Genomic DNA, 23,719 nt, shown 5'->3' on the forward strand with positions numbered 1-23,719 from the left:
TTAAAATTTTAAATTAGCACCAATTACAAATGATCTCAATGATGGGTAAGCATCTAACTCAACCCCTTGAGTACCTTCAACTAGTTTACCATCTGATACAACATCTGGTGAGAATCCAGAGAATTTTTGCGTAATAAATGGGTTAATTGCGTTTACATAAATTCGGCAAAAACTAATAAAACTATCTTCTCTAAGTGGTAGTTTATATCCTAGAGTAATGTTATTGATTCTAAAAAAGTCTGCAGACTCCAAGTAGTAAGTTGAAGCGTAAGGAGTTAAATTAGAAGGTGCAGGAATTGATGATGTAGTATTTGTAGGTGTCCAAAAACCGTTTGCCATTGATGCTTCTACATTTTCTCCTCCAAATCTTTGCGCTTTCTTTCCGTTATATACTTTTGCTCCTCCTGTTCCGTAACCATCAACAGAAAAATCAAAGTTTTTGTAGTTTAATCCTAAAGTAACACCATAGTTAGAAGTCGGTAAAAGAGATCCAACGTATTTTTTGTCTTTTAGTTCATCTAATCCTGCTTGAGCAACTTTAGAACCATCTGCTTTATAGTACAACATTTGACCATTTGCTGGGTCAACCCCTGCATATTCATACATGTAAAAACTACCTAATGGCTGTCCTACTGAAGTGTTATCAAGGATTTTAGTATTTTGACCATTTCCTAAACTTCCTCCAATAATTGGATTTAACTGAACATTTTTAAGACTTGTAAGTTCATTTTTATTATGAGAAAAATTTCCTCCAACCCAGTAACTTAAATTGTCATTGATTTTATCATCCCAACGTAAAGAGATTTCGTAACCTTTGTTTGATACCTCTCCAACATGTGCAGGCGTAGCAACTGTAATTCCAGAAGTTGAGTATGGTTTAACATTCAAAATTGTATTTGTTGTGTTTTTATCATACACATCAAATGACCCTTTTAATCTACTGTTCAATACTTCAAAATCGAAACCTCCTGAAAGTTCTTCAACAATCTCCCAAGATAAATTAGGATCTACTTGAGAATTAATTGTAGTACCTCCTAAACCAGAATAATCTAATCCTGAAGTCAATAATTGAGTATTAAGAGGCACATTTTGATTTCCTAATCTACCCCAAGAACCTCTAATTTTTAATAAATTAATTTGCTCAACATTACTTAAAAAGCTTTCTTTTGAAACTACCCATCCTAAACCAACTGATGGAAATGTTCCCCAACGTTTGTCTTCAGCAAATTGAGATGATCCATCACGTCTTACAGTACCTGTAAGCAAATATCTATCTAACAATTTATATTGAAAACGAGCAAAATAAGATGCCAATCTTCTTTGATTTAAAGCCTCATCTTTTAAACCTGTAACAGTACCTGCAACATTAACATCTTTTAAAGACCAATAATTTGAGTTTGCATTTACATTCTTTCTGTCGATTGTTAACTTTTCTCTAGTTCCTTGTACATTCGCCTCAATACCAGCTGTAACTTCAACATCATGAATTTCTGCAAAAACTTTATTATACGTTAAATAGTTAGATAAGTTCCAATTAAAATATTGGTCTCTATTTCTTGTCAAAGTGTTCACATTCAAATCACCTGGATATTTTGATACTACACGAGTAGGATCTGCAGAAAGCCAAAGAGCTTGGTTATCAACATAATTATACTGTTTGTAAGTATAAAACTCTCCATTAAACTGTGAAGTAAATTTTAATGATTTGATAATATCATAATCTAATTTTAATCCTCCTTGCAGCATAACAGTTTGCTGCTGTTCATTAGTATAATCCAATTGAGCTACTGGATTCCCAACATTATTAAATGATGCACCAGTTTCTGATACAACTCCATTTGATACAAATGGAACACCATATTTACCATTTGCATAACGCACAGGAACAAGTGGAGATTGTCTGTAAGCATTAGTAAATGCACTCAAAGGCATTGGTGTATTCTTTATAGTACTTACACTAAAGTTTTGAGTTAATTTAACTTTATCAGAAAGTTTAAACTCATTATTATTTCTAATAGTTGTACGTCCGTAATCTGAACCGTTTAAGATTCCTTTTTCTTCATAATTTCCAACACTAAAAAAGTATTTTACATTTTCTGAAGATCCAGAGATTGCAAGATTGTTTTGAGTATAAGAACCCGTTCTTGTAATCGCATCTAACCAGTCTGTATTGTACGGTTGATTTGCAGAGAATCTGCCTTGAGGGTAATCGTTGATGTAAGCTGCGTTGCTATAACGAACATACTCGTCAGCATTTGCCATTTTTACCGTTTTTAGAGGTGTTCTAAATCCTGTAAAACTTTCAACATCTACAACAAGTTTTCCTTTACCTGCTTTGGTTGTAATCATAATTACACCGTTTGCACCTCTAGTTCCATAAATAGCTAATGAAGAAGCATCTTTTAAGATCTCATAAGATGTAATATCATTAGTATTAATGTTGTTGATATTATCAGTAGGCATACCGTCTACTACATATAAAGGATTTCTTCCTCCTAATGCAGTACCAGCTCCCCTGATTACAACAGATGGCGTACTTCCAGGCGCATCTGAAGTAGATACCTGAACACCAGCTGCTTTACCTTGGATAGCCTGAGAAGCATTTATTACCTTCATTTTGGTAATTTCCTCAGATTTGATTGAACTTACAGCAGATGTATTATCAATCTTTTTTCTTGTACCGTATCCAATTACAACTACTTCTTTTAATGCAGTATCCTCTGCTTCTTTTAAGGTAATTGTCATTGGTGCGGCAGTTGCCGGTACAGAAACTGAATTAAAACCCAACATAGAGACTTTTAATATATCTCCTGGTTTTGCATTAATAGTAAAGTTTCCGTCGAAATCTGCATCAGCAGTAGCACGAGCATCAGATGAAGCGATTATTGCTCCAGGAATTCCCATTCCGCTGCTGTCTACTACTTTTCCTTTAATTGCTTGCGCTTGCCCCATCATATAAGATGGTAACAATAAGAGCGCTAAAAAGCTAAAAATAAAATTTTTCATACAGTATGTAATCGTTTAAGTTAGTAGAGCCAAATTAAACAATTACAACGTTGTAGTACATCAGATACCACTACAACATAACTACATCATTGTGTTAAATTTTTAAGTTATACAAATGATTATCAAACATATAAATGTTAAATAAAATCTGTTAACATAACGTTATGATGTAGTATTGATGTATTAGAATTATATAAAAAATGAGATGGAAAAATATAAGATCTATAAATTTTAAAACCAAATCTTACAGACTTAATAAAAACTTTGACAGGTTTTCATCTTGGGTAAGACTAAGTTTCTTTCTTAAGCGGTATCTATGTAATTCGACACCTCTAAATGAAATATTCATTAAAGGTGCAATTTCTTTTGACGATAGATTCATTTTAAGATAAACACAGAGTTTTATATCTTTTGGAGTTAGATGGGGATACTTTTTAGAAAGGTTAATAATAAACTCATTGTGAATTTGATTCAAATTTGTTTCAAAAGTCTCCCATTCGTGTTTATTAACCTCATTTATCTTTATTGCCTTTTTGATTTCACTTTTTAGTTTATTGAAATCTTTTTCAGAATCAAGAATACCTTGAATGTTTTCGATCATTTCGCTTTGTTTAGCAATCGACAAAGATTTACCCGCAACTTCAGATGATTTCGTCTGCAATTCAAGCTCTAGAATATGTTTCTCAAATTCTTGAATATTCAGCTCATTCTCTTTCTTAAGTTCCATTTCAAGAATTTCGCGCTGATGTTTTAATTCTTCTGCCTGCAATTTTAATTTTTGTGTATAACGAAGTTTATTCCATTTGTAATAGAAAAATAAAACTGCGGCTATTACCAATAAATAAAGCAACACCATCCAAAATGAAAAATACCAAGGCTGCGAAACTTTAAACTCAAAGCTTGAAACTTTATCATAATTAGCACCATCATGTTTAAAAATCACGACAGAATGTGATCCGCTGCTTAAGTTATTTAAAACAACCGCGCCATTTGAAATTGGTACGTATTTCTTGTCATTATTTATCTGATAAAATAAATTTGGCTTACTGGCTCCATAAATTCCAGAAATCACATTTATTCTAAGTTCCGTATTGTGTTTTATTTTACTTTCATCCGGAAGAAGTTCACCATTATTATAAGCTTCAATTCTAACGCCTTTGTTCTGCTTATTTTCATATTCTAATTGAAGCGAAATAAATCCATCATCAAGATTTAATAAATAATGATTGTTACTTCTAAAAATTCTTAGATTTTTCATTAATCAACTTTCCTTTATAGTATTTCTCTTGAATAATATTCCAAACAAATTTATTTTCATTTGCATAAATATGATAGAGAACACCCTCTTGTAAAACAATAAAATGATTTTTATCTATGGCAACTACATCAGAGATGTTTTTAAAATTGGTATTGAATAATTCGTTCTCTTCTAATTTATTTGTGATCGAATTAAACGTATACCAAACGTTATTAATTAAAAAAAGAATTTCTCCTCTAAATTCAAAAATCTTAACTCCAAAATCATTTTTGATTTTACTTAGCTGTGTAATATTTTCAACTTTTTTTGGTCTTGAAATTATCATCTAAGAAAACTCTATATAAACCACGATAATTATCTGCCGCCCAAATTTCATTTTTTTTATTTTGGGCAACATATTTTATAGGTTTTGATAGTCCGTCAATTTTTTTGCTTTGACTAAGATCCGAAGCATTGTTATATAATAAGATTCCGCTGTAAGTCGATTGAAAATAAGTATCATTAATAATACTTTTTGATAAGTTCCAACCTCCATTTACATTATTAATCTTTGTCAAAGCACCATTTTCATAACAAAATGTACCATCATTATGACCTATAACATATTTACTTCCAATTTTGGTGATATTCCATCCCTGCCCTTGTGTATTGGACATCATTTTGAAGTTTCCAGAATCAAACTCAAAAATACCATGATTTGAAGCAATTAAATATCCTTTATCAATAGTGGCAACGGAGTAAACAGAGCCCAAGATTCCAGAATTATCATAAAAAAAAGAAATTGGAGAATTTACCTCAACATGAGCAATTCCGTTATCTAAACCAAGCCATAGATCTTCTTCTTTATCAAAACCAATGCTTAGCACTGAGTTATTCATCAAAACATTGTTTCGGTCAATGTTTTTAAATGTATTGGTATTAAAATCGTAAATAAACACCCCTTTATTACCAGTTCCGACAACAAGTTTATTATTCTTAATAAACTTCGCAACATTAATTCCGTTAGATTTTAATGTTTCATTCAATGGGTTATTCCAAGGTTTTAGCCCCTCTTTATCAGCAACAAAAATTCCTCGCTTTTGCGTAAAAATATAAGTTTTGCCATTATATTTTTCGATTGCATGCACAACGGTATTTTTCAAAACTTCCCAGCCTTTTGGAATTGCGATTTTTGTTCCATTCATTCTAAAAAGACCTTTCTCGACAGAAGCAACATAAAGGTTCTTATCTACGACAAAGCAATAGGATACTAAAAAGGGAAATTTGATTCTTTGAATATGTTTTCCGTCATAAATAAAAACATCATTGAAGGATTGAAAATACAATGATCCATTAAACCTGAATATCTTCCAGATTTCTTCATTGTCTTTTTCATCAAATAAGCGAAGATTTTTGGTAATAGAAACGTAGTGCATTTTACCATCTTTTCTGTACCAATATCCAAATTCTTTATACGATCCTGAATAAATTCGATCGCCTTCAATTAAAATCGAGCGAATTATCGTTTTGTTTGGCAAAGAGTACTTTTCCCAAATGACACCATCATAACGCAGCAGATAATGATTATTTGCAAAATACATTGCCTTATCTTTACCTTGAGCAACGTTCCAGATTTGATTATCACCTTGATAATCTGATTTATTGTAATTTTCAACGAAGGGAAGTAATTCTTGTGCTTGGATTTGAAAAGCAATGAAAAAGAAGAATAGTAATTTAAAAAGTTTCGATTTCAAAATATTCGGATTTATACCTCAAAGATACTCACAAATATTTAATCTAAAGCCATAAAAAAAGCTCCCAACAAGGAGCTTTCTTATAATCTTCAATTTAAAATCTTTAATTATTCAGCAATTGATAAACCTGATTTGCAATTTCATACTCTTCGTCAGTTGGCACTACAAGTATTTTTGCTCTTGAACTTGGCTTGTTGATTTCTCTAATTTCTTTTAAACGAATTTGATTTTTATCATCATCAATTTCAATTCCAAAATAATCCATATCTGTACAAACCAGCTTACGCATATACGATGAGTTTTCGCCAATTCCAGCTGTAAAAATTATAGCATCTAATCCGTTTAAAGAAGCTGCATAAGCTCCAATAGTTTTTCTAATTCTATAAGCATTCATTAACAAAGCCAGCTGACATTCTTTGTTTCCTTTTTCTGCTTCCGATTCAATATCACGCAAATCACTGTAACCTGTAAGACCTAGCATTCCGCTTTGTTTCAATAAAATAGAATTTACTTCATCTGGTGTATATCCTAAATTTTTGATCATATAAAATATTACAGATTGATCAATATCCCCCGCTCTTGTACCCATTATTAGACCATTTGCAGGCGAAAATCCCATTGTTGTGTCAATACTTTTTCCGTCTTTTACAGCCGTCATGCTGCATCCGTTTCCTAAATGGATTGTGATTATCCTAGACTTATTCTCTAAGTAGTCTATTGCCTTTTCAGAAACATATTTATGACTTGTTCCATGAAATCCATATACGCGGACTTTATTCTCTGTTAAAAGATAATTTGGAATCGCATATTTATAAGCTTGAACGGGAATTGTCTGGTGAAATGCAGTATCAAAAACAGCCACTTGTTTTGCTTCGGCAAATATTTCTTCTGCAACATTTATTCCTACCAAATGCGCTGGATTATGAAGCGGAGCTAATTCTGAAAGTTCTTTAATTTTTTCTTTACTTCTTCTGTAATAATAGTTGTATCAGAAAAATACTTCCTCCGTGTACAACTCGATGCCCAACCGCAGCAATTTCTGAAGTTGTTTTAATTACTCCTTTGTCAGCATCCAAAAGCATATCTGCTACTTTTTGCAATCCTACTTTATGAGTTGGAATCGGCAATATCTCTTCCCGCGAATTTGAAGCTGTTTTAAACGTAATATTTGATGTTTCTAGACCAATTCTATCAATCATACCGCTGCAAATTACTTCGTTTGCCGGCATAACCATTAATTGATATTTTATTGATGAACTTCCTGAGTTTATTATTAGTATTTTCATTTTTATTTAAAGGTGCTAAGATGCTAAGTTTCTAAGGTGCTGAGTTTTATAAAAGACTCAAAACTTTTTTTATTTGCTTTGCATATTTTGAATTTACACTACAATAAAAGTAATTATCAAGACAAAGTATAAATTCACAATTTACAATTAACAATTCATAATTTATAATTCATAATTATATTACATTCCCTGCGCCTGAATGGCTGTAATTACAACTGTATTGATAATATCGTCTACAGTACAACCACGGCTTAAATCGTTTACTGGTTTATTTAGTCCTTGCAGCATTGGGCCAATTGCCAACGCTCCTGTTTCTCTTTGTACTGCTTTATAAGTATTGTTTCCTGTGTTCAAATCTGGAAAAATTAGTACACTCGCCTGTCCTGCTACTTCAGAATCTGGCATTTTACTTTTTCCAACAGCACGATCAACTGCAGCGTCATACTGAATTGGGCCTTCAATTTTTAAATCAGGACGTTTTTGTTTTACAATTTCGGTTGCGGCTCTCACTTTATCTACTTCATCGCCTTTTCCTGATGATCCAGAAGAATAAGAAAGCATGGCAATTTTTGGTTCAATTCCAAAAGCTGAACTCGATTCTGCCGATGAAATGGCGATTTCTGCCAATTGTTCGGCAGTTGGATTTGGATTAATAGCACAATCGCCAAAAACAGAAACTCGATCTTCTAAACACATAAAAAACACAGATGAAACGACAGACGAATTCGGTTTAGTTTTAATGAATTGTAAAGCTGGCAAAATAGTATGCTGTGTAGTATGTGCCGCACCCGAAACCATTCCGTCTGCATGACCTTTATAAACCATCATGGTTCCAAAATACGAAACGTCTTCCATTAAATCTCTTGCCATTGTAATACTTACATTCTTTGCTTTTCTAAGCTCATAATAAGTATTAGCATAATCTTCATACAATTCAGATTCTTTTGGATTGATGATATTCACTTTAGAAAAATCAAATGCAATTCCAAGTTCTGCAATTTTACTTTCAATTTGTTTTCTTTCTCCAATAATCGAAATATCCACAACATCCATCGACAAAAGTCTCGAAGCTGCAATAATAATTCTCTCATCATTTCCTTCTGGCAAAACGATATGTTTACGATGCTGTCTGGCTCTTTTAACCATGTTGTATTGAAACATTTTTGGCGTCATGCCTTCAGCTTCAAAAGTGATTAATCTTTCGGATAAAGCTTCGTTATCAACATATTTTTCAAAAGTAGTTATCGATGTTTCAATTTTATGCGTGTTGTTAGCATATATTTCAGACTTAATGGCACCAATTCTGTTTGTAATATGATACGTTCCACCGTCAACTGCTATAATTGGAACAATTGCCGAAAGTCCTTCTATAAGCTTTAAAATGCTTTCTTCTGGAACAATATTACCTGTTAGGATAATTCCTGATATTGTTGGATAATTTGCTGATTCATTAGCTTGCAAAGCTCCTAAAATAATATCAGAGCGATCTCCTGGTGTAATTACAAGAGCATTATCATGTAAATGAACCAAATAATTATGCAATTGCATGGCTCCAACACTAAAGTGACCAATTTCATTATTTAGATAGTTGCCTCCAAACAAAACTTTAGCATCAAGTTCATTAACAATTTCCTGCATTGTTGGATTGTTTAAACTTGAAATTAACGGAATTGTATTGACTAAAACATTCTCCGGTAAACTTTTTTGAAGACTTTTAGTTACTAATTCAATATTTTCGGGTTGGACTTTATTGGCAAAAACTGATAAAACCTCAACCTCTTTTACTTTGAATGAATCGTAAACTAAATATAAGCTGTCAACCAATTCTTCCAATGTTTTTCCAACTCCTGAACCAATAATTATTGTTGGAATTCCTAAGTTTTTAGCAATTAAAACATTCAAATCTAATTCGATTGAAGTTCCTTCGCCAGTAAAGCTTGTTCCTTCTACCAAAACAAAATCAAAACGTTCTTCGAGTTTTTTATATTTTTCGATAATTAAATCTAAAACCTCTCCTATTTTCCCTTTATTCTTTTTCTTAATCAGTTTGCTTTTTGTGATGGCATAAGCATCTTCAAACTTAATATCGAGGTTAAAATGCGATAAAACGGTTTCAATGTGATTATCTAGTTCGCCATCGACAAAATCTTCTACAATAGGTCTAAAATACCCTACTTTGGCTGTTTTTCCAATCAAAATACTCATCAAACCGAGTGTAATAATCGATTTTCCGCTATTGTGATCGCTCGTTGCTATATATATTGCTTTACTCATAATTTATATTTTGAAACTTAACGTATCTATTTGAATTCTATTTTAATATTTATAAAGGTTAAAACCAACGCCTTTTCTTGAAATAAACAATCAAGGCTATTACCAGTAAAACCATTGCCACCATCACGCTATAATAACCATAACGGTATTTTAGCTCTGGCATGTTTTCAAAGTTCATACCGTAGACTCCAACAATAAAAGTAAGGGGTATAAATATGGCCGAAATTATAGTAAGGGTTTTCATAATCTCGTTCATTTTTCGGCTTTGTTCTGAAAAATAAAAGTTAGACGCACTTTCAAGTGAGCTCATATCTGATTCTATTTGCTCTAAAAGCTCTAAGCTTTTTTGATGCAGTCTGATAAAAAAATTAAAAGTTTCCTTTTGTATCAAACTGTTGGTGTCATCATCTTTAATCGTTTTTAAGTAATAAAGTGAATCTCGAAGAGGAACAATTGAACGCTTTAAAAAATTAAAGTTATCACGGTGATTTTCAATCTTTTCTAAAATAACAGGATCTGCCCCTTTTTTAGTCAAGTTGATCAATTCTTCAATTTTATCTTCTTCATCTTCAATTGTAATGTAGAAGTTTTCGATTACAGCATCTAATAACAAATAAAGCAGATAATCTACTTTTTTAGTTCTTACAATTCCTGAATGCGTTCGAAGGCGTTCGCGAATATGCGTAAAAAAATCACTTCGCTTTTCTTGAAAAGAAATTAAAATTCCGTCTTTTAAAATAAAGCTAAGCTGTTCAACACTTATATTATCTGAATATTCCGAAGGCAAAAGCGATTTTATGTTGAAAAACAAAATATCAGGCTGTTCTTCTAGTTTGGTTCTTTTAGTGGTGTTTAAAATATCAGCCAATAAATAATCATCAAATTTAAAATGCGCTCCTATAGTTTTAAGTAAACCAATATCATTTAAACCATGAATATTAAGCCAATTATTTTTAGTATAATCAAAACAAGAATTTAGAGCTAGAACGGTAAACTTATCATATTCAACAACATCTGTATCGTTATATACAAAAAGTTGCATCTCGGTTTCATGCTCTTTATGCGAGCCTGTGTACTCTAAAGTAATATGCTGCAGCTTTCTTCCTTTCTTGTATTTGATCTTTCTCATTCAAAAAAATTTACAATAGTAATATTACGAAAAAGAATCCGAATGAGAAATGACATTTATCATTTTGACAGGAATCTATTGTGGATAATTCAAAATAATAATTACTTTTATAAACCGCAGTTTGTTTTACATATATATTCAACACAATAAAATTAAATGGCAAACAAAATAAAAATCTCAATTCCAGAACCTTGTCATGAAAATTGGCTTGAAATGTCTCTAACAGAAAAAGGAAAATTTTGCTGTAGCTGTCAAAAAAATGTAATTGATTTTACAAAATCTTCGGATAGAGAAATCAGTGTGGCTTATAACAAAAGTAAGAATTTATGCGGTCGATTTAGTATCACGCAACTTAATCGTGAAATGATTATTCCTAAAGAAAAAAAAACAATTTGGATGATTGCAGCTGCCTCTATAATTGCATTTTTAGAATTAGGAAGCCAAACTGCAAGAGCACAAAGTAAAGTAAAAATAGAACAAATAAATACAAAAACAATACAAAGTACTATTCCTTTAGATAGTAACAACACAGAAATTGAAATTGAAGGAAAAATTTTTCTAGACGAAACAAATCCAAATTTCGAAGAAGTCGATATTCTCATTTATGACAAAAACTATATATTTCACCCCAATGCAGATGGAAAATTTTGCATAAAAGCAAATAAAAACGACGGGATATTAATTAGTAAAATTGGATATATCAATCAATACATTAGGATAGTCGGATCAATCAATTTAGGCACTATAGAGTTAGAACCAGATAATTGTCAAACATTTGTTGTTGGTGGTGCTATAGCTGTAAAAAGAAGTTTTTGGTATCGTATTTTTCATAAAAATTAATTCCATAAAAAAAACCGAGCCATTTCTGACTCGGTTTTATATTTAATCGTAAAGATGCACCGTAGTGTGTCTCTACGTAGTAAATTATTTTACCTCTTCGAATTCAACGTCTTCAACGTTGTCTCCTTGAGATTGCTCTTGTTGTGGAGCAGCTTGTTGTCCTGCATCACCTTGAGCGTACATTGCTTCTGTAGCTGTTTTCCAAGCTGCATTAACATTGTCTAATCCTTTTTGGATTGCATCAAGATCTTGAGATTGGTGAGCCATTCTCAATTCAGTTAAAGCATATTCAATAGCTGTTTTGTGCTCATCTGTAATTTTATCTCCCAATTCTTTCAATTGACTTTCAGTTTGGAAAATAGTACTATCAGCTTCGTTCAATTTCTCAGCTCTTTCTTTTGCAATTCTGTCAGCATCAGCATTAGCTTCAGCATCTTTTTTCATTTTTTCGATTTCTTCAGCTGTTAAACCAGAAGAAGCTTCGATACGGATATCGTGAGATTTTCCAGTTCCTTTGTCAGTTGCAGAAACTTTGATGATACCATTAGCATCGATATCGAAAGTTACTTCGATTTGAGGAACTCCTCTTGGTGCTGGTGGAATACCATCTAAGTGGAAACGACCGATAGTTTTGTTATCTGCAGCCATTGCTCTTTCTCCTTGCAATACGTGGATTTCAACAGATGGTTGAGAATCAGCAGCAGTAGAGAATACTTGAGATTTTTTAGTTGGGATAGTTGTGTTAGACTCGATTAATTTAGTCAATACACCACCCATAGTTTCGATACCTAAAGAAAGAGGAGTTACGTCAAGTAACAATACATCTTTTACATCTCCAGATAAAACTCCACCTTGAATAGCAGCTCCAATAGCAACAACCTCATCAGGGTTAACACCTTTAGATGCTTTTTTACCGAAGAATTTCTCCACTTCGTCAGCGATTCTTGGCATACGAGTAGAACCTCCTACAAGGATTACTTCGTCGATATCAGATGTAGATAAACCTGCATCTTTTAATGCTTTAGCAACTGGCTCCATAGAACGTTTTACTAAAGTATCAGATAATTGCTCAAATTTAGCTCTAGATAATTTTTTCACTAAGTGTTTTGGTCCAGAAGCCGTAGCAGTTACGTAAGGTAAGTTGATTTCTGTTTCAGCAGAAGATGATAATTCAATCTTAGCTTTCTCAGCAGCTTCTTTCAAACGTTGTAATGACATTGGATCTAAACGTAAATCAATACCTTCTTCAGTTTTGAATTCGTCAGCTAACCAGTCAATAATAACTTGGTCAAAATCATCACCACCTAAGTGAGTATCACCATTTGTAGATAATACTTCAAATACACCATCTCCTAATTCAAGAACAGAGATATCAAAAGTACCTCCACCTAAATCGTAAACAGCAATTTTTTGATCAGTTCCTTTTTTATCTAATCCGTAAGCAAGTGCAGCAGCAGTTGGCTCGTTGATGATACGCATAACTTTAAGACCAGCAATTTCTCCAGCTTCTTTTGTAGCTTGACGTTGCGCATCGTTAAAGTAAGCAGGAACTGTAATAACTGCTTCAGTTACAGTTTGACCTAAATAGTCTTCAGCAGTTTTTTTCATTTTTTGAAGTGTCATTGCTGACAATTCTTGAGCAGTGTATAAACGACCGTCAATATCCACACGTGGAGTATTGTTGTCACCTTTTACAACACTGTAAGGAACTCTTTTTGCCTCTTCTTGAGTTTCAGCAAAAGTGTGTCCCATAAAACGTTTAATAGAAGCAATCGTTTTTGTAGGATTCGTTACTGCTTGTCTTTTTGCAGGATCACCTACTTTAATTTCGCCACCTTCAACAAAAGCGATGATAGATGGAGTTGTTCTTTTTCCTTCTGCGTTAGGAATAACAACTGCTTCGTTACCTTCCATTACAGAAACACAAGAGTTCGTCGTACCTAAGTCAATTCCGATTATTTTACCCATTTTTTATATATTTAATTTTTGATTTAATTTTATAACTCAGGTGGCATAAGTCAATCTTTGTGCCAATATAAAAAACTAAATAAAATTGTCAGTTTTATTATTGGCACGACAATAATCGGCTGACAACATGACATTTTTTAAACCTGACATGCATGGCATACTCCAATAATTCATGTCATTATTTTAGCAGACTTCTTTTTATTTTTCCCCAGATTTGCTAAATAAAGCCCTGTCGCAAATCTATTTACATAAAACTTCTAAAACTCAGTCCTATCAAAATCAATTTAGAGAATCCATTATTAAAGCGCACTAAAAAAATGATTAATGCTATAAATAATTAATACGAAAACATCTTACATTTGAAAAATAATACGCTCTATAGAAGAGCAAAAAAATTATAGTTTAAAAACAGTGATAGTCGAAATTGATAAAATTGCATTAATAAAAATTGAAAACGGTCAAATATTAAGCACAAAATCGAAAGGAAAAAACAAATATTATATTCCAGGCGTAAAAAGAGAAAATAATGAAACCGACGAACAAACTCTAATTAGAGAAATTCAAGAAGAATTAAGCGTTGACATAATCCCCGAATCTATTGAATACATAGGGACATTCAAAGCTCAATCAGATGGAGATACGAATGGAATCATTGTAAAGATGACATGCTACAAAGCGGATTATATTGGAATACCAAAAGAGAGCAACGAAATAGCCGAAATCAAATGGCTAAACTATACTGACTTAAATATAATATCTGAGGTTGATAAAATTATTTTTAAACACCTAAAAGAAAGTGGATTGCTAGTTTAAGAACAACTATCAAAGCATCTTTATATTTATTCTGCCAACTCAGTTTAAACTTAATCACAACGAAATATTTAACTAATAAGAAAAACTCCTATTTCATATTTATTCGTAATTTCGATTTCTCATTAAAATTACAATTACAAAATGGCATCATTTACAAAAGAAATATCTTTTCGCTGGTCAGATCTAGACCCAAACTTTCACGTTCGTCATAGTGCTTATTACGATTTTGGCGCACAGCATCGTATCGAAATTCTTGAAGAATTAGGTTTAACTTTAAGAGTAATGCAAACACAAGGTTTTGGTCCTGTTTTGTTTAGAGAAGAATGTGTTTTTAGAAAAGAATTAAAACTCTCAGACAAAATATTTATTCATACCAAAACGTCAAAAATGAAAGCCGATGCTTCACGCTGGTCTATCATCCACGAATTTAGACGTGAAGACGATACACTTTGCGCCGTTATTACTGTGGATGGCGCGTGGATGGATACTAAACTAAGAAAACTAGCTTCTCCAACACCAGAAATTGCAATTCAGGCATTGAGTATTTTTCCTAAAAGCGATGATTTTATTGGATTATAAAATTAAATCCAATTGTCTATAAAACACTAAAATCCGAAAAGCGATCGCTTTTCGGATTTTTTATTTCCTTTTAAATCAAACCTATTCAAACTTCAATCCAAAATTTACCCTATCAAAAGTAGTACTGCAAGAAATCGCAAATCGGCCAATATTTACAGTTCCAAAAATTCCTTCAACACCATGTCCCGAGTAAAATCCGCCTGCTGAAAATCGGTTAACCTGATATTTCAGTGCAATATCATTAACCCTGCTGCTTAATTGCCCGAAAACTATAAAATTTGGAACAAACTCGTAACTGGCAAAAACCTTCGGAACCATTTTTTGATAATAATCAAAACTTTCATCCGTTTCATAATCCATACTTACAGAATGTACATTTTCTAAGTTCCCTCCCACATAAGTATTTTCTCCAAAATGATACGAAATACTAAATCCTGTAAATGTTCCTTGATAACCGCTTCGTGAATCAACATAACCTATGCCGATTGTTGCTCTAAACTTATCGCATATTTTACCAATATAACCAATATAAGTCCTGTCAATCTCAGATTTATCAATCCCGGCACCAAAAATAATATCTTCCTGACACATCGCAAGAGCATACTGAAAATAGGCCGAATATTGATCTTTATTTGCCGCAACAACGCTCCTTCCTTTATCAAGATCAATATTAGCGGATATTAAAGTAGAGTTTATAACAGCAAAATCAAATGTGTTGATTTCCTGAGCAAATGAAGAGACGGAAAGCAAGAGTATAAGTATTGTTTTTTTCATAATACCAATTTTAGCTGACAACATTCTTATACTAATTTAAAGACAATTTTCCTGTTAATAAAAGAAGTCCCTCCAAGTACCACATTACTCGTTTAAATACATTATTTTCATAATCAATATCATTTAATCGATAAAAACACAATAAATAATCGATAAATGGCTTCAAAAACAATAAAACAGCTTAGAATACCTATTTTCTGATAACTTTATGACACTGTTTTTTGTATTTCAAAATGCATAACAGTAATTTTATACTTTACAATTCTTCAATCTTATCAAGAATACATTCCTTAAATATGATTCATTAATAAAATCAATAATCGTATTTTTGAAAAAGTAATTAATTAAAAACGAAACATATGTTTACTATAGAACAAATCAAAGAGGCTCACGCCAAAGTACAAAGCGGTGCCGACTTTCCTAATTATATACAAGACCTAATTATTCTGGGCGTAAAAGGCTACGATACATTTGTACACGATGGTCATGTAGAATATTACGGAGTAAACAATTATACTGTTACTTCTGATGAAAAATACAGTCCAATTGCAATTGCTCCAACGGTTAATAAAGAGCTTTTTATTGAATTTTTAGTCAAACATCAACATGGCGAAACAGATTATATTACTTTTTGCAATCATTCTGGTCAATGCGGAATAGCAAAATGGAGAGTTGATATTATAGAAATGACCTGCACTTATTTTGATAGCGCAGAAAACGAAATTCTAATTGAGAAAATTCCAAGTTAAGCTGCCTTAGAAATGCTTGTTTTCAATAACACAAAATATTTTACAACTAAAAAAAGTATCCTTATGATGCTTTTTTGGGTTTGCTTTACAGGATTTTCACAGCAAAAAAAAGAAAAACCTAAATTTAAGGTTATTGCTTTTTATACGGCAAAAAATGATCAAGCACACATTAGCTTTATACATGAAGCTACTAAATTTATCCAAAATGGCAGCTAAACTTTCTCCAATTATAAATGCTGAAGAATTATTAAACCTGAGCAATTTATCTGAAATCATATTGATTGACGCCAGAGCAGGAATTAATGCCGAAGAAAATTTCAAAACTGAACATTTACAAGGTGCGCGTTATGTTGATTTAAACAAAGATTTAGCAACAGTCGAAACTCCTGCAAACGGCGGCAGACATCCATTGCCTTCTTTCTCTAAATTTTCTGAAGTTCTTTCTAAATTAGGAATTTCACCAACATCGCATATTGTCATTTATGATGATAAAAACGGTTCAAACGCCGCTTCTAGATTTTGGTGGATGCTAAAAGCAATTGGTCACGAACAAGTTCAAGTTTTAAACGGAGGTTTGCAAGAAGCCATAAAAACAGGTTTCCCTGTGAGTTCTGAAATCGGATCTTTTGAAGCAGTAGAAAATTATCCCATTTCTGAATGGAAACTAAAGACAGCTAATATTGAAGAAGTAGAAAAAGCCAGAAACAACAGCGAAAATATCGTAATTGATGTAAGAGATAAAAATCGTTTTGACGGACTTACTGAACCTTTGGATTTAATTGCTGGACACATTCCGGGTGCCATAAATGTTCCGTTTAGCGAAAACCTAGACGAAAAAGGGCTCTTTAAATCGTCAGATGCTTTAGCGGATAAATATGCGGCAATTTTAAAAGAAAAACCATCCGAAAATATAATTGTACATTGCGGATCAGGTGTTACGGCTTGTCATACATTATTAGCAATGGATTATGCCGGAATAGAAATTCCGAAACTTTATGTAGGATCATGGAGCGAATGGTCCAGAAATGATCGTGAAATGGCAGTAAAAAAAACAGAATAAATAGAATACAACACAATCAACAATTTTTTAAAATACAGAAATGCAGCATTGGGATATACTTTTATCAAATCAAGTAAATAAAAAAGCTTTTATAGACAGTTTGCTTTCGAGTGAAGCAAAAGGAGAATTAGCCGTTTTTAACAATCAAAAAGGGATTTTGTTCTCAGACATTGCAATTGAAAAATTTATTGAAAAAGAATATCAATATGATAGTGTCGAAGCATCACCAGAATCGCATAGACAGCTTCGTACATTTTCATCGGGAGAACGTAAAAAAGAATTTTTAAAATACTGTATCAATCAAAAACCAGATTTTATCATTTTTGATAATCCTTTTGATCATTTAGATCAAGCTTCTCGTGTAGTTTTAGCAGAATCTTTAAAAAGCTTAACGAATGAAATTGCTATTATTCAACTCCTGAATCGTACCGTTGATGTTCTTGATTTTGTTATGAATAAAGCGCAGATTAATGACAACACCTTTGAACTTCATCCAATTTCAAAAACCGAAAATCATTTTAAAACCCTAAATACAGCCTCAATTCCTAAAGCGATTGAATCGCATTCTTTTCACGAAAGTGTATTAATTAAACTCGAAAATATTTCTGTAAGTTACGATGAAAGAAAAATTCTCGATACTATTTCGTGGACAATAAAACAAGGTGAATTCTGGCAGTTAATTGGTTCAAATGGATCAGGAAAAAGTACTATTCTATCTTTAATCACAGGCGACAACCCAAAAGGATTTGGTCAGGATTTGTTTTTATTTGGAAGAAAAAAAGGAAGCGGCGAAAGCGTTTGGGACATCAAAAAGCAAATTGGAATCTTTGCAACTTCGATGACCGATTTGTTTCAAAAAAGCCATACACTTGAAGAAATGATTCTTTCTGGATTCTTTGATTCTATCGGACTTTACATTGAACCAACGACACACCAAAAACAAATTGTTTCACAATGGCTTGAAGTTATCGAAATGACACATTTAAGAAAAAAACGTTTTATAGATCTTTCGATCGGACAGCAGCGAGTGGCATTAATTGTTCGCGCCGTTTTAAAACATCCACCGTTATTAATTTTAGACGAACCTGTAGAAGGCTTAGACGACGAAAATGTAGATTTAGTAATTCAGCTAATCAACACCATCAAACAAGAAACTAATGTTACTGTATTATATGTTTCTCATCGAATTGAATCTGGACTTGCTCCTACTTCTGTATTTGAGCTTTTGCCAGCGCCAACAGGTTCTATTGGTAAAATAAAATACCATTCAGAATTAAATTAAACAAAATAATGAGATTTAACTATTATGCAGCTGTACTTACAATACTTCTGCTTACCTCCTGCTCCAATTCAATTTCTACAGTTAGAAAAGAATATAAGCTCGCCGAAGTTTCAAAACTAAAACTAGATTGGAATATCGATTCAAAAGAATGGTTTCTAAAAAAAGATACTTTGATAGGAACTGGAGGCCCGATGCATTGGGGCGTTATACGATCAAAAAGACGTCTTCCAAAAAACTACGAAATTGATTTTAAAGCAAACATGACCAAAGAATCTTTATTTGAAATCATGTTAAACTCTGATAAAGAAAACTACATCAGAACATACTTGTATCAAATTGATCAAAATATAGTTATTGGAAAGGGAGTATACTACAAAGACAATGATGAATATGGCAAACGAGGCGGAAAAAGCCTATTTACCAAACCAATGAAATTAGAGAACAACAAATGGTATTCGATAAAAATCAGAGTCACAAACAATCAGTTGCTCTTTTCTGTAGACAATCAAACCTATTTAGAATGTTTCATAGAAAAAAGCAATCTCAGCCAACAAGGAAAACTAGGTTTCATAACCAACGGAGAAGTCAAAATAACCGATTTAAGTATCAAAACACTATAAGAAAAACTTACAGTTAAAACAAAAAAAGCTCCATCAGGAGCTTTTTTTACTATAACAAATTGTCTAATTTTCTAATTGACAAATTATCTAATCTAATTCTCTTCGTCTTCCGTATTGTGCGACTTAACATAATTACGCCATTTTTCAATACAATCCTGAAAATCCTGAGGTAATTCCGTATCAAAACGCATCATTTCGCCTGTATTTGGATGTACGAAACCAAGTGTTTTTGCGTGCAAAGCCTGACGCGGCAACGCTTTAAAACAATTCTCTATAAACTGTTTGTACTTTGTAAAAGTAGTTCCCTTTAAAATCAAATGTCCGCCATAACGTTCATCATTAAACAACGGATGTCCAATGTGTTTCATATGTGCACGAATTTGATGTGTTCTTCCAGTTTCTAATTTACAAGAAATCAAAGTAACATATCCAAAACGTTCCAAAACTTTATAATGTGTAATGGCAGGTTTTCCAATTTCTGGATCAGCAAAAACCGCCATTTGCATACGATCTTTTAAATGTCTTGCTAAGTTTCCTTCAATTGTTCCCTCTTCTTCCGTAACATTTCCCCAAACAAGAGCAATATATTCACGTTCAGAAGTTTTAGCTTCAAATTGTTTTGCCAAGTGAGTCATTGCTGCCTCTGTTTTAGCCACAACCAAAAGTCCTGATGTATCCTTATCAATTCTATGCACCAACCCCGGACGCTCGCTGCTGTTCATTGGCAGATTATCAAAATGATGTGCCAAAGCATTTACCAGCGTTCCCGTATAATTACCGTGACCAGGATGCACAACCATTCCCGGCTCTTTATTAATCAATAACAGAGCATCATCTTCATACACAATATTCAACGGAATATCTTCTGACAGAATATGATTTTCAAACGGCGGATGCGATAACATAACCGTTACAACATCAAAAGGTTTAACCTTATAATTTGATTTTACTGGAATATCATTTACAAAAATGTTTCCTTCAGTTGCAGCATTTTGAATTTTATTTCGCGTTGCATTCTGAATCAAATTCATTAAATATTTGTCAATACGCAAAAGCGCTTGACCTTTAGGGACTTCAAATCTAAAATGCTCGAATAATTCGTCTTCTAGATCTAAATTTTCAATATTATTGTTCATCTTGTGGGGTTTCAGTAGTTGGTGCAGCCGTACTGTCTGCAGCCTGACCTTCATCTTCATAAGTTGCTTTTCCGTCTCCTAAAACCAAGTCGATTTTTGAAGCCTTCAACACACGATCTCCTACTTTTAAATTTCTTCCTTTATAACGCATCTCCAAAACCATATCTTTTCCAAGATTCGGTATATAAGTAATTGTTCCCGGTTCAAGCCCTAAAGCTTTTAACGTTGGAACCGCTTCACGATACGTTTTTTCAATTAAATCAGGAATTCTAACAGATGAGAATCCTGATGAATTAATTTTAATATATATTTTTCTTCCCACTTTTACTTTTGTTCCCGGCAATGGATCTTGCTCAACAACACTATATTTTGGAAATTCACTACGATAATCAACACTATCCAAAAGCACATAATCTAAATCCAGTTCATCCAGTTTTTGCTCTACCTGCTCCTCTGTCAGTTTAGCTAAATTTGGAACCGCGATTTCATGACCATGATCCGTGGTAAAAGTCAGCCAATGCATAAACAAATAACCTAAAACGGCAATAATAGCAGCCGCACTTAATACTTGAATAAAAAATACTCGGCTTGTTAAATACTTACGTAAACTCATAAATTTATTTTTATTAGAGGCAAAGATAAAGCTATTTCGTTTCAAAAAAAATGATAATTTTGTTTTAAACGAAATAGCTTTTAATGCATGATTAGTATAAGGAGCTGTTTCCTGCTGTCCGCTGTATTCCCGATAAACAAAAACTACGGTTAAAAGCCTTGTTTTTCTAAATCGAGAGATACCGCTCCCATCAGGGCTAGGGCACTTGGTTTCAAAAGTTTAATAATGCAGCCACAATATTGTCAGGCAGAGCGGAGTCGAAACTTCCGCAAAGTGATTCAGCAAACGGTGCTTCAACTCCGCTCAGCCTGACAAACAAAACGAATAAAAAAACAATTCGTGAAAATTTGAGAAATTCGTGGCAGCCAAACAGTTAAACAAATAAACAGTTAAACGATTAAACAAATAAACATCATAAAATGAAAAACATAGCCATCATCATGGGCGGATATTCAAGCGAATATAAAATCTCGCTTATCAGCGGAAACGTTGTTTATCAATATCTTGACAAAACAAAATACAACGGATTCCGTATCCATATTTTTAAAGAAAAATGGGTATATGTAGACGAAAAGGACGCTGAATATGCGATCGATAAAAACGACTTTTCTGTAACTATAAACGATCAGAAAATTACTTTCGACTGTGTTTTCAATGCCATTCACGGAACTCCAGGTGAAGATGGATTAATGCAGGCTTATTTTGAATTATTAGGAATTCCGCAATCTTCTTGCGATTACTATCAATCAGCTTTAACATTCAATAAAAGAGATTTGTTATCTGTTTTAAAACCGTACGGAATCAAAACAGCAATTTCATATTACTTAAACAAAGGTGATGTTATCAATACCGAGGAAATCGTTAAAAAAGTAGGCTTGCCATGTTTTGTTAAACCAAACAAAGCTGGATCTAGTTTTGGAATTTCAAAAGTAAAAACAGAAGCTGAACTTCCAATCGCGATTGAAGTTGCTTACAAAGAAGACAACGAAATCATCATTGAAAGTTTCCTTGACGGAACGGAAGTTTCTGTTGGAGTAATCAATTACAAAGGCGAAATTAAAGTATTGCCAATTACCGAAATCGTATCTGATAATGATTTCTTCGATTATGAAGCCAAATACGAAGGAAAATCACAAGAAATCACACCTGCCAGAATCTCTGATGAGCTAACACAAAAAGTAAGTGATGTAGCCAAACGCGCTTACGAAGTGCTAAAAATGAAAGGATTCTCAAGAAGTGAATTTATCATTGTAGACAACGAACCGTATATGCTCGAAATGAATACAATTCCAGGTTTAACAACCGAAAGTTTGATTCCGCAGCAAGCAAGAGCAGCCGGAATTTCTCTAGAAGATTTGTTTACAAATGCAATTGAACTGGCTCTTTCTTAAAGACGCTAAGATACTAAGGTGCTAAGGTTCTAAGATCTTAGCACTTTATTTTTTAAACACAATATTACCACACTGAGTAAAGTCGAAGTCTTCCAAAGAACCTTTTAACCTAAAAACTCAGAATCTCAGAACCTTAGAACCTTAAAAAAGATGCGAAAAGCCCTATTCCCAGGATCATTTGACCCAATTACCTTAGGTCACGAAGATATTATCAAAAGAGGAATTTCTTTATTTGATGAAATCGTAATTGCAATTGGTGTAAATGCCGAAAAAAAATACATGTTTTCATTAGAAGAAAGAAAACGTTTTATCGAAGAAACTTTCAAAGACGAACCAAAAGTCTCGGTTATCACTTATGAAGGTCTGACAATAGATCTCGCCAAAAAACAAAAAGCTGATTTCATATTAAGAGGTTTGCGTAACCCTGCCGATTTCGAATTCGAAAAAGCCATTGCACACACCAATAGAAAACTGTCTAAAATTGAAACTGTCTTTTTATTAACTGCTGCAAGCACATCATATATAAGTTCAAGCATTGTTCGTGATGTACTGCGTAATGGCGGCGAATATGAAATGCTCGTTCCAGAAGCGGTTAGAGTTAAAAAATAATTTTAGCTCCCAATATCTAAGTCATCATCAAATTAAATTTAAACAATGAAATTATACATTTCGGTTTTATTTACAATTTTATTTATAAATAGTTCTTATTCTCAAGTTAATTCAGAAATCTCATTAACCACATCACAAAGCCAAGTTTTAATAAGTAAAAAAGGGGAAACATTTCAATTAACAGACGAAGATGGAAAAATAGTAATTTCAGATATAGACAGTCTTTATCAGAAGAAAAAATCAGATTTAATTTTTATTAAGAAAAAAGGACTTTGGGGTGTTGTTTCTAATTATGGCAAGATATTGATTCCTATTAATTTTAATAAAACAGAAAGAATTTACAATGAATTCTGGGCAGTTACCAAAAATCAAAAAAAGGAGTATTTAGTATAGCCAAAGGAGAGATACTTCCTGTCGAATTTGACAATATCGAATTCTCTCAGTCCTATAACCAAGAATTTATTGTAAAAAAAGACAACAAAAAAGGTGTATTCAATTATTTAGGAAAGGAAATAATTCCAATTGATTATGATGAGATAAAAAAGAAAAATGGTGTTCTGGTTCTTTCTAAAAACAACAAAACAAATTATTTTTTAAAT

Annotated in this window: 23 protein-coding genes; 11 read left to right on the plus strand and 12 right to left on the minus strand. The window is 32.7% G+C overall.

Features of this window, described 5'->3' with window-relative positions:
- The 8 genes from BOW55_RS13835 to corA all read right to left on the minus strand — a co-directional run bounded on the left by BOW55_RS13835 (position 1) and on the right by corA (position 10,686).
- Positions 1–3,006: a SusC/RagA family TonB-linked outer membrane protein gene (locus BOW55_RS13835; protein ID WP_129024600.1), complete on the minus strand. Its 3,006-nt coding sequence runs from the start codon at positions 3,004–3,006 to the stop codon at positions 1–3.
- A gap of 244 nt (positions 3,007–3,250) precedes the next feature.
- Complete coding sequence (locus BOW55_RS21385; protein ID WP_241686564.1) at positions 3,251–4,264, minus strand: hypothetical protein; 1,014 nt, start codon at positions 4,262–4,264, stop codon at positions 3,251–3,253.
- Positions 4,242–4,589: a hypothetical protein gene (locus BOW55_RS21390; RefSeq protein WP_241686565.1), complete on the minus strand. Its 348-nt coding sequence runs from the start codon at positions 4,587–4,589 to the stop codon at positions 4,242–4,244. The genes BOW55_RS21385 and BOW55_RS21390 overlap by 23 nt, the downstream gene beginning before the upstream one ends.
- Entirely contained in the window at positions 4,561–5,997 is a 1,437-nt protein-coding gene (locus tag BOW55_RS21395; RefSeq protein WP_241686566.1) for a hypothetical protein, read from the minus strand. The genes BOW55_RS21390 and BOW55_RS21395 overlap by 29 nt, the downstream gene beginning before the upstream one ends.
- Before the next feature lie 103 nt (positions 5,998–6,100).
- A complete protein-coding gene (locus tag BOW55_RS13845) occupies positions 6,101–6,907 on the minus strand; it encodes an acetate/propionate family kinase (RefSeq protein WP_371414523.1) in 807 nt (268 codons plus the stop codon).
- 52 nt (positions 6,908–6,959) lie between these two features.
- A complete protein-coding gene (locus tag BOW55_RS21675) occupies positions 6,960–7,283 on the minus strand; it encodes a hypothetical protein (protein WP_371414524.1) in 324 nt (107 codons plus the stop codon).
- A gap of 180 nt (positions 7,284–7,463) precedes the next feature.
- Positions 7,464–9,557: a phosphate acetyltransferase gene (gene pta, locus BOW55_RS13850; RefSeq protein ID WP_089058115.1), complete on the minus strand. Its 2,094-nt coding sequence runs from the start codon at positions 9,555–9,557 to the stop codon at positions 7,464–7,466.
- A 58-nt stretch (positions 9,558–9,615) separates the two neighbouring features.
- Positions 9,616–10,686 carry a magnesium/cobalt transporter CorA gene (gene corA / locus BOW55_RS13855; RefSeq protein ID WP_129024601.1) on the minus strand — a complete coding sequence of 357 codons (1,071 nt, stop codon included), beginning with the start codon at positions 10,684–10,686 and terminating at the stop codon, positions 9,616–9,618.
- Between the two features lie 156 nt (positions 10,687–10,842).
- Between corA and BOW55_RS13860 the strand changes: the two genes are divergently transcribed.
- The gene (locus BOW55_RS13860; RefSeq protein WP_129024602.1) at positions 10,843–11,526 is read left to right on the plus strand and encodes a hypothetical protein; all 684 of its coding nucleotides are present in this window, start codon (positions 10,843–10,845) and stop codon (positions 11,524–11,526) included.
- Between the two features lie 84 nt (positions 11,527–11,610).
- Here the strand turns inward: BOW55_RS13860 and dnaK are convergent, their stop codons facing one another.
- Positions 11,611–13,494, minus strand: coding sequence for a molecular chaperone DnaK (gene dnaK, locus BOW55_RS13865; RefSeq protein WP_099719694.1), 1,884 nt, complete (start codon positions 13,492–13,494; stop codon positions 11,611–11,613).
- A gap of 414 nt (positions 13,495–13,908) precedes the next feature.
- Here dnaK and BOW55_RS13870 point away from each other — a divergent pair, with 414 nt between their 5' ends.
- Together BOW55_RS13870 and BOW55_RS13875 are read left to right on the plus strand one after the other, a co-directional pair.
- Complete coding sequence (locus tag BOW55_RS13870; protein ID WP_129024610.1) at positions 13,909–14,307, plus strand: NUDIX domain-containing protein; 399 nt, start codon at positions 13,909–13,911, stop codon at positions 14,305–14,307.
- 141 nt (positions 14,308–14,448) lie between these two features.
- Positions 14,449–14,886: a thioesterase family protein gene (locus BOW55_RS13875; protein WP_129024603.1), complete on the plus strand. Its 438-nt coding sequence runs from the start codon at positions 14,449–14,451 to the stop codon at positions 14,884–14,886.
- A gap of 81 nt (positions 14,887–14,967) precedes the next feature.
- Here BOW55_RS13875 and BOW55_RS13880 read toward each other — a convergent pair whose 3' ends face one another.
- Entirely contained in the window at positions 14,968–15,660 is a 693-nt protein-coding gene (locus tag BOW55_RS13880; RefSeq protein ID WP_129024604.1) for a hypothetical protein, read from the minus strand.
- Between the two features lie 359 nt (positions 15,661–16,019).
- On the opposite strand from BOW55_RS13880, the gene BOW55_RS13885 reads away from it, so the two are divergent.
- The 5 genes from BOW55_RS13885 (at position 16,020) to BOW55_RS13905 (ending at position 19,371) form a co-directional block, all read left to right on the plus strand.
- Positions 16,020–16,409 (plus strand): DUF1398 domain-containing protein, encoded by a 390-nt coding sequence (locus tag BOW55_RS13885; RefSeq protein ID WP_089052292.1) that lies wholly within the window; start codon positions 16,020–16,022, stop codon positions 16,407–16,409.
- Positions 16,410–16,472: 63 nt separating this feature from the next.
- Positions 16,473–16,625: a hypothetical protein gene (locus tag BOW55_RS13890; RefSeq protein ID WP_241686567.1), complete on the plus strand. Its 153-nt coding sequence runs from the start codon at positions 16,473–16,475 to the stop codon at positions 16,623–16,625.
- On the plus strand, positions 16,615–17,469 hold the full coding sequence (locus tag BOW55_RS13895; RefSeq protein ID WP_129024605.1) for a sulfurtransferase: 855 nt from the start codon (positions 16,615–16,617) through the stop codon (positions 17,467–17,469). The genes BOW55_RS13890 and BOW55_RS13895 overlap by 11 nt, the downstream gene beginning before the upstream one ends.
- A 40-nt stretch (positions 17,470–17,509) precedes the next feature.
- On the plus strand, positions 17,510–18,751 hold the full coding sequence (locus BOW55_RS13900; protein WP_129024606.1) for an ATP-binding cassette domain-containing protein: 1,242 nt from the start codon (positions 17,510–17,512) through the stop codon (positions 18,749–18,751).
- 8 nt (positions 18,752–18,759) lie between these two features.
- Positions 18,760–19,371 (plus strand): hypothetical protein, encoded by a 612-nt coding sequence (locus BOW55_RS13905; protein WP_129024607.1) that lies wholly within the window; start codon positions 18,760–18,762, stop codon positions 19,369–19,371.
- A gap of 92 nt (positions 19,372–19,463) precedes the next feature.
- Here BOW55_RS13905 and BOW55_RS13910 read toward each other — a convergent pair whose 3' ends face one another.
- Together BOW55_RS13910 and BOW55_RS13915 are read right to left on the minus strand one after the other, a co-directional pair.
- On the minus strand, positions 19,464–20,507 hold the full coding sequence (locus BOW55_RS13910) for an RluA family pseudouridine synthase (protein WP_129024608.1): 1,044 nt from the start codon (positions 20,505–20,507) through the stop codon (positions 19,464–19,466).
- Positions 20,497–21,120 carry a PASTA domain-containing protein gene (locus BOW55_RS13915; RefSeq protein WP_089052298.1) on the minus strand — a complete coding sequence of 208 codons (624 nt, stop codon included), beginning with the start codon at positions 21,118–21,120 and terminating at the stop codon, positions 20,497–20,499. Before BOW55_RS13915 ends, BOW55_RS13910 begins: the two co-directional genes overlap by 11 nt.
- 419 nt (positions 21,121–21,539) lie before the next feature.
- Between BOW55_RS13915 and BOW55_RS13920 the strand changes: the two genes are divergently transcribed.
- The 3 genes from BOW55_RS13920 (at position 21,540) to BOW55_RS13930 (ending at position 23,513) form a co-directional block, all read left to right on the plus strand.
- Complete coding sequence (locus BOW55_RS13920; RefSeq protein ID WP_089058125.1) at positions 21,540–22,511, plus strand: D-alanine--D-alanine ligase; 972 nt, start codon at positions 21,540–21,542, stop codon at positions 22,509–22,511.
- 150 nt (positions 22,512–22,661) lie between these two features.
- Entirely contained in the window at positions 22,662–23,120 is a 459-nt protein-coding gene (gene coaD, locus BOW55_RS13925; RefSeq protein WP_089052301.1) for a pantetheine-phosphate adenylyltransferase, read from the plus strand.
- Positions 23,121–23,165: 45 nt separating this feature from the next.
- Positions 23,166–23,513 (plus strand): hypothetical protein, encoded by a 348-nt coding sequence (locus BOW55_RS13930; protein ID WP_129024609.1) that lies wholly within the window; start codon positions 23,166–23,168, stop codon positions 23,511–23,513.
- The last annotated feature ends 206 nt before the right edge of the window (positions 23,514–23,719 follow it).

It is taken from the genome of Flavobacterium sp. YO12, from assembly GCF_004119495.1.
Taxonomy (GTDB): Bacteria; Bacteroidota; Bacteroidia; order Flavobacteriales; family Flavobacteriaceae; genus Flavobacterium.